Below are 6,311 nucleotides of genomic sequence, written 5' to 3'. Positions count from 1 at the left end.
GCAGCGGTGCTCGCCATCGAGCTCCACATCCAGATGCACGTCAACTACTTCTTGTCGATCCTCACCGGCCTCGTGGCCTCCGCTGTGCTCGCTGCCGTGATCGAGATGACGATCCTGCGGCGCTTCGGGAAGGCACCACGCCTCATCGTGGCCGTGGTGACGATCGGGCTGGCCCAGATCCTCAACGGCCTCAGCATCGTCATCCCCACCGCATGGTCGAACGGAAGCAACCAGGGCACCTTCACCACCCCGTTCACGACCAAGTTCACGATCTCACCCGTCGTGTTCAACGGCAACTACCTGTTGGCGATCGTCCTCGTGCCGATCGTGCTCGGCCTGCTCGTGTGGTTCCTGCGTTACACCAATTACGGCATCGCCATCAGGGCGGCGGCCGACAATGGAGACCGGGCGAAGCTGCTCGGCGTTCCCGTGCAGCGGCTGTCGACGATCGTCTGGACGATCACCGGTGTGCTGTCCGCCCTGGCCGTGCTGTTGCGGGTTCCCATCCTCGGCTTCGGGTCGTTCAGCAGCGTCTCGAGCGGCGGGCTCGACCTGCTCCTCCAGACGCTGACGGCCGCCGTCCTCGCCAGCATGACCAGCCTGCCGGTAGCAGTAGCAGCCGCGATCGGACTCGGTATCGCCGAGCAGCTCGGGGCGTGGACTTTCCAGAACTCGACCTTCGTGGACGCCGCCCTGCTGGCTATCATCCTCGCCGCCTTGGTGTTCAAGCGGGACCGGCTCTCCCGGGCGGCCGAGTCTGGCATCACCACGTGGCAGAACATCCGCCAGGTGCGCCCCATCCCGCCCGAGATGGTCGAGCTGCCCGAGGTGGCCGTGGGCCGCCGGCTGGTCCCCTTGGCCCTCCTCGCCTTCGCCCTCCTGTTGCCGTTCTTCATCCCCCCAGCCCGCACCCAGCTGGCGTCGCTCGTGCTCATCTACGGGATCGTCGCCGCCTCCCTGGTCGTCCTCACGGGGTGGGCCGGCCATATCTCGCTCGGCCAAGTGGCGTTCATGGGCTTCGGTGGGGCGACGACGGGGATCCTCATAACCCGGCACGGTCTCGATCTGTTCGTCGCACTCGGCATCGGAGCACTCGTCGCCGGGACGATCGCCGTCGCCATCGGTATCCCTGCACTGCGCATAAGCGGACCGTTCCTTGCCGTGGTCACGCTCGCCTTTGCCGTGACGGCAGCCAACTACTTCCTCGTCCCCCGGTACTTTCCGTGGTTTGATCCAACCGACTCGATCAACCGGCCGGCGCTGTTCGGCAAGATCTCGATATTCAGCGATCGGCAGATGTACTTCCTCTGCCTGGTCGCCCTGATCGTTGTCTTGGCGGCAGTGCGCGGGCTGCGCAACAGCCACGCCGGACGGGCCATGGTCGCCGGCAAGGAGAACAGGCTGGCGGCCCAGTCCTTCGCCATCGACACCACACGCGTCAACCTGGTCGCCTTCGGTGTGTCGGGGACCATCGCCGGCCTCGCCGGCGGCCTCTTCGTGATCCACCAGCAGGCCTACAACTTCGGCTCCTTCAACGCGGCCGAGGGTCTGCAGTTCTTCACCATGGTGGTCATCGGGGGTCTCGGCTCGGTCCCAGGGGCGGTGCTCGGTGCCGTGTACGTCTACGGAGCCCAGTACCTGCTGCCGCCGGGCTGGGACTTCTTCGCCACGGGTTTGGGAATCGTGTTCCTGCTCATGTTCCTGCCCGGTGGTCTCGGCGAGCTGGTGTTCCGAGGTCGCGACTGGGCGCTGCGCTGGATCGCGGCACGTCGAGGAATGCTCGTGCCCTCGCTTCTCGCCGACGCCAGGGCCGAGGAGGAGCAGGTGGGCAGCCAGCCAACGGCTCCCGAGCACAGCACCCTCGAGAGCGGGACCCCCGAGAGCGAGATGCTCGAGGGAGCCGGCCGGTGAGGACGACCGACAGCGCCGAGCTGAGGCCGTCGACCGAGGATCCCCCGAACGGGTCACGGTTCGCCGGGACAGGGCGGCTCGGCCACTTCCTCGCCGATCTCGGTCCCACCGGGGTCGTACCCCTCGTCGTCCTCGTCTCGCTCGCCGCCGTGCAGCAGTTCGACCTCGTCGCCTTCGGAGTGCTCTCGCCGGACATCCGGCGCACGTTCCACGTCTCGAACGGGACCATCACCGTGATCGCGTCGTTGACGTTGGCGGTGCCGGTTCTCTTCGCCTTCGTGATCGGCTACCTCGGCGACCGCGTGAGCAGAGTGCGGCTGAGCGTCGCCCTCGCCGTGCTGTGGGGGATCACGGCCATCTTCACGGGCCTGGCCCCGGCGCTACTCATCCTCGTGATCGCGCGGGCGATCGGAGGCGTGGGGCTGCTCGGCGTCGAGACCCTCTACCCCGGGCTGTTGTCCGACTACCACCCGCCGAGGTCCCTCGGGACCGTCTTCGGCGCCTTCCGCGTCGGCGCACAGGGGCTCGCGCTCCTTGGCGGCCCCCTCGCCGGCCTGATCGCCGCCGTCATGGGGTGGCGGGCGGCCTTCGTGATCCTGGCCCTGCCGACATTCCTCTTCGCCGGGCTGGCCCGCCTGTTGCTGCGCGAGCCGAGCCGAGGCGTCTCGCAGGGTGTGTCGGCGGCCTCGGCGCGAGTGGGCAGCCTGCGCGAGGGCTTTCGGAGGGTGCGGGCGATCCCGACCCTCAAGCGGACGTGGTTGGCGTCGTTCCTGTTCGGCGGGGGGACTATCCCATTCCTCACCCTCCTCAACACCTTCTTCAAGGACGTCTACCACCTGGGCGACGCATCCCGAGGTCTGATCAGCGCGCTGTTCGGTGTGGGCGGCCTGCTGGGGATCGTCCTCGGCGGCGTCCTCACCCAGCGCGCCGTCAGCCGAGGCGAGAGTCGGCGCACGGCTGTCATCACCGGGGTCATGATCATCGAGTTCGCGACCGGGATGATCGTCTTGGGGGCGGTACCCGGACTCGGCGTCGCCGTCGCCGCCGCCACCCTCCTCAGCCTCGGCGCCTTCGGCTTCCTCCCCTCCTACACGACCATGGTCTCGAGGGTGGCACCGCCGGGGCTGCGTTCGCAGGCCTACGCCTGGTCGCTGTTCTTCTACTCGACCGGTGCCATCGTGGTGTCGGTCATCATCGGTGCGATCAGCAACGTCCACGGCCAGCGGGTGTCCATGCTCGTCCTGGGCGGCCTGGTCTTCGTCGGCGGCGCCATCAACGTCTCGGCGGGACGGTTCGTGGACCAGGACATCGAGCGGGCCTTGCGGGTCGAGGCCGCCCGCGAGTCCGACGCCCTCCTCTACTGTCAGGGGGTCGACGCCTCGTACGGCGGAGTGCAGGTCCTCTTCGGGGTCGACTTCGAGGTCCAGCGGGGCGAGATGGTCGCCGTGTTGGGGACCAACGGCGCGGGCAAGTCAACGTTCCTGAAGGCCGTCACCGGGCTGCTCGACCCGGTGGCCGGGATCATCCAGTTCAAGGGCGGCGACATCACTCACGCCGACCCCACGGCCTGTGCCCGCCTCGGCATCATGCAGGTGCCCGGGGGACGGAGCGTGTTCCCCGCGCTCAGCGTGGCCGAGAACCTGAAGGTTGCGGGCTGGCTGTTCCGCAAGGACAAGGCTTATCTTGATCGAGCGACGAGGAAGGTGCTGGGGCACTTTCCCTTCCTGGAGGAACGCTGGAACACCAGCGCGGGCGACCTGTCCGGCGGTGAGCAGCAGATGCTGAGCCTGGCCCAGGCCTTCATCGCCGAGCCCGAGCTGCTTCTCGTCGACGAGCTCTCGCTGGGCCTGGCGCCGACGATCATCTCACGCCTGGTGGAGATCCTCCGGCGGATCCACGAGCGGGGAACGACGATCATCCTCGTCGAGCAGTCGGTCAACACCGCCCTCGAGCTCGCCGAGCGGGCCATCTTCATGGAAAAGGGAGAGGTCCGTTTCTCGGGGCCGACGACCGAGCTCCTGGAGCGACCCGACATCCTGCGCGCCGTGTTCCTGCAGGGGGCGACGGCCGGCGAGGAGCTGGCCGCCTCCGGTCCCGCCACGGCCGAAGGCAGCCAATCGGCGAGGAAGGCCGCTCGTACAGCCGAGCGGGCGGCCGCCCGCCTCCAGAGCGAGCCGGTGGTGCTGGAGACGAGATCCCTCACCAAGAGATACGGCGGTGTCACGGCCGTCGACGGGGTCAGCTTCGAGCTGCATGAGGGCGAGATCCTGGGCTTCATCGGGCCCAACGGGGCCGGCAAGACGAGCCTCTTCGACCTCATATCAGGGTTCTCGACGGCTGACGCCGGCCACGTCGTACTCAACGGCACGGATGTGTCCGTGTCGGCTGCCCATGAGCGGGCCCATCTCGGGTTGGGCCGCTCGTTTCAAGACGCCCGCCTGTGGCCCGAGCTCACCGTCGCCGAGTGTCTCGCCGTCGCTCTCCACCTCGAGGGTGAGACTGAGGCGGCGCTGCCCGCCCTGCTTGGCGTTCCGCGCGTCGCCGGGTCGGAACGGATGATCCACGAGCGGGTCGACGAGCTCGTAGACCTCATGGGCCTGGCGGCTTTCCGCAACAAGTTCGTCGCCGAGCTGTCGACAGGTTCCCGAAGGATCGTCGAGCTGGCGTGCATGCTCGCCCACCGCCCCAAAGTGCTCCTGCTCGACGAGCCCTCGTCTGGGATCGCGCAACGGGAGACCGAGGCGCTCGGACCGCTCATCAGGCGAATCCGGTCCCAGCTCGGCTGCAGCATCCTCATCATCGAGCACGACGTCCCGCTCATCAGCGGCCTCGCCGATCACATGGTCGGGCTCGACCTCGGTCGGGTCGTCGCCTACGGGCGACCGGCCGACGTCCTGAGCGACCCGCACGTCGTCACGTCGTACCTCGGCACCGCGGCCGACAAGATTCATGTGGGCGCGCCTACCCGAGTCGGCACCGGCGATGGGGACAGGTCGCGACGCGCGGCGACGGCGGCGACCGGGGCGGCGACGGGCGCCCTGCGCCCGTCGGGGGGCGCCACCGGTGACTCCGCTCTGGCCACCGAGGTGCGCGAGGCGATGGCCGCGGTTCGCCGGCGTCGCGGCGTCGCCCGCGACGGGAGCACCACGGACGACGGCGAGGGCTGGACATCTGCGCTGGATGGCGGGTGGGCACGTGACGCCGATGATGCGAGGTGACGACATGCGGCTGAGAAGATTGCTGCTCGGGACCTCGCTGGCGCTCGGCGCCGGGGCGGCGACGGTGATGATGCTGCCCGGACCGGCGGGCGCAAGCGGTCCTTCCAAGTACGGCTGGTGGTACGAAGCGAACGCGGGGCTTCCTGTTGCGCCGCCGCCTCCGCCCCAGGTGCCCGCTGACGGCCTGTACGTCGAGAATGGCTTTGGCGGGCCGACGGCCATCGCGGCGTTGACCTTCACCGTCCCCCCGGGCGACCAGCTCGGACCGATGACACTCAAGATCAGCGGCACGCCGACGCTCACCCAGGCGCCGCTCGCCTGCTCGATGTCGCCCGCCTCGATGGACTACAAGGCCGCGGAGGGCGGTTCCTGGACGGCACGTCCGGCCTTCGACTGCAAGAAGGCCGAGGCGATCGGGTCGGTTGACCCCGGCCGGACGACGGTCACGCTCAACGTCGACCCCTTCCTGGCCAACGGCACCGTGTCCGTGGTGATCCTGGCCGGAGGTCCCGCCGACCAGGTCGCATTCCAGAAGCCGGATGACAGCACCCTCCAGATGACCAGCGGTGACGTCGGAGCAGCACCCGGTGTCGCGTCGGCGAGCCCGGGTGCCTCCGCTGGAGCGCCCGACACCTCGAGCGGCATCTCGAATGGTGCGGCACCTTCGGCACTCCTACCAGACGTGTCGCCGCTTCCGCCGATCGACACCGCCGCCGGCGCCGCACTCGCAGGCCCCACGCCGCCGGGCGCGGCCGCCTCCGGCGGGGGCGCGCCGTCCGGGTCGGAGCGCTCTGCGCTCGGCCGACCCGTGGCCGCGACCGTGCGCCAGGGTTGGCACACCGAGCTGGCGACCGGTTTGGGACTCACTGCCGTCCTGATCGCCCTCATCGGGTGGGCCCTCGGCTATGGCCCCCTCGGTGGACGCGTCCTGCCACTGTCAGTGCCGCTGCGGGCCCCGTCGGGTCAGCCGTCTGGATCACCGACGCAGCAGGGGCCGTCGTCCTAGGACCCACTACCCGCGGCGCTCGGCAGCAGGTGCATGTTGCTCGCGTACCGGGAGAGGGTCGACGCCGAACCCGTGCCACGTACCCGCATCCACCGGCCGCCGCCGAGGTCCACGCGGATCTCGGCCCCGTCGGAGCGGATGGCGGACTGGGCGGGGCCGAGACCGGTGAGCTCGAG

Annotated in this window: 4 protein-coding genes; 3 read left to right on the top strand and 1 reads right to left on the bottom strand. The window is 69.3% G+C overall.

The window, feature by feature from the left end; genetic code table 11:
• From VGF64_09535 to VGF64_09525, 3 genes are all read left to right on the top strand, one after another.
• Nucleotides 1-1,911 (top strand): ABC transporter permease (locus tag VGF64_09535; GenBank protein HEY1634987.1); only part of this gene is annotated, 1,911 nt, incomplete at its 5' end.
• Entirely contained in the window at nt 1,908-5,129 is a 3,222-nt protein-coding gene (locus tag VGF64_09530; GenBank protein ID HEY1634986.1) for an MFS transporter, read from the top strand. The genes VGF64_09535 and VGF64_09530, both read left to right, overlap by 4 nt.
• Nucleotides 5,130-5,133: 4 nt before the next feature.
• Complete coding sequence (locus tag VGF64_09525; protein ID HEY1634985.1) at nt 5,134-6,135, top strand: hypothetical protein; 1,002 nt, start codon at nt 5,134-5,136, stop codon at nt 6,133-6,135.
• Here the strand turns inward: VGF64_09525 and VGF64_09520 are convergent.
• A partial coding sequence (locus tag VGF64_09520) for a hypothetical protein (protein ID HEY1634984.1) occupies nt 6,132-6,311 on the bottom strand: 180 nt, incomplete at its 5' end. The two genes, VGF64_09525 and VGF64_09520, sit on opposite strands and share 4 nt — an antisense overlap.

Source organism: Acidimicrobiales bacterium (genome assembly GCA_036491125.1).
Classification (GTDB): domain Bacteria; phylum Actinomycetota; class Acidimicrobiia; order Acidimicrobiales; family AC-9; genus AC-9.
This window is presented reverse-complemented; position numbering and strand designations above follow the sequence as displayed.

Bases quoted from the DNA above. Each gene is read 5' to 3' on its own strand.
- VGF64_09525 (HEY1634985.1), top strand. From the start codon at position 5,134: ATGCGGCTGAGAAGATTGCTGCTCGGGACCTCGCTGGCGCTCGGCGCC.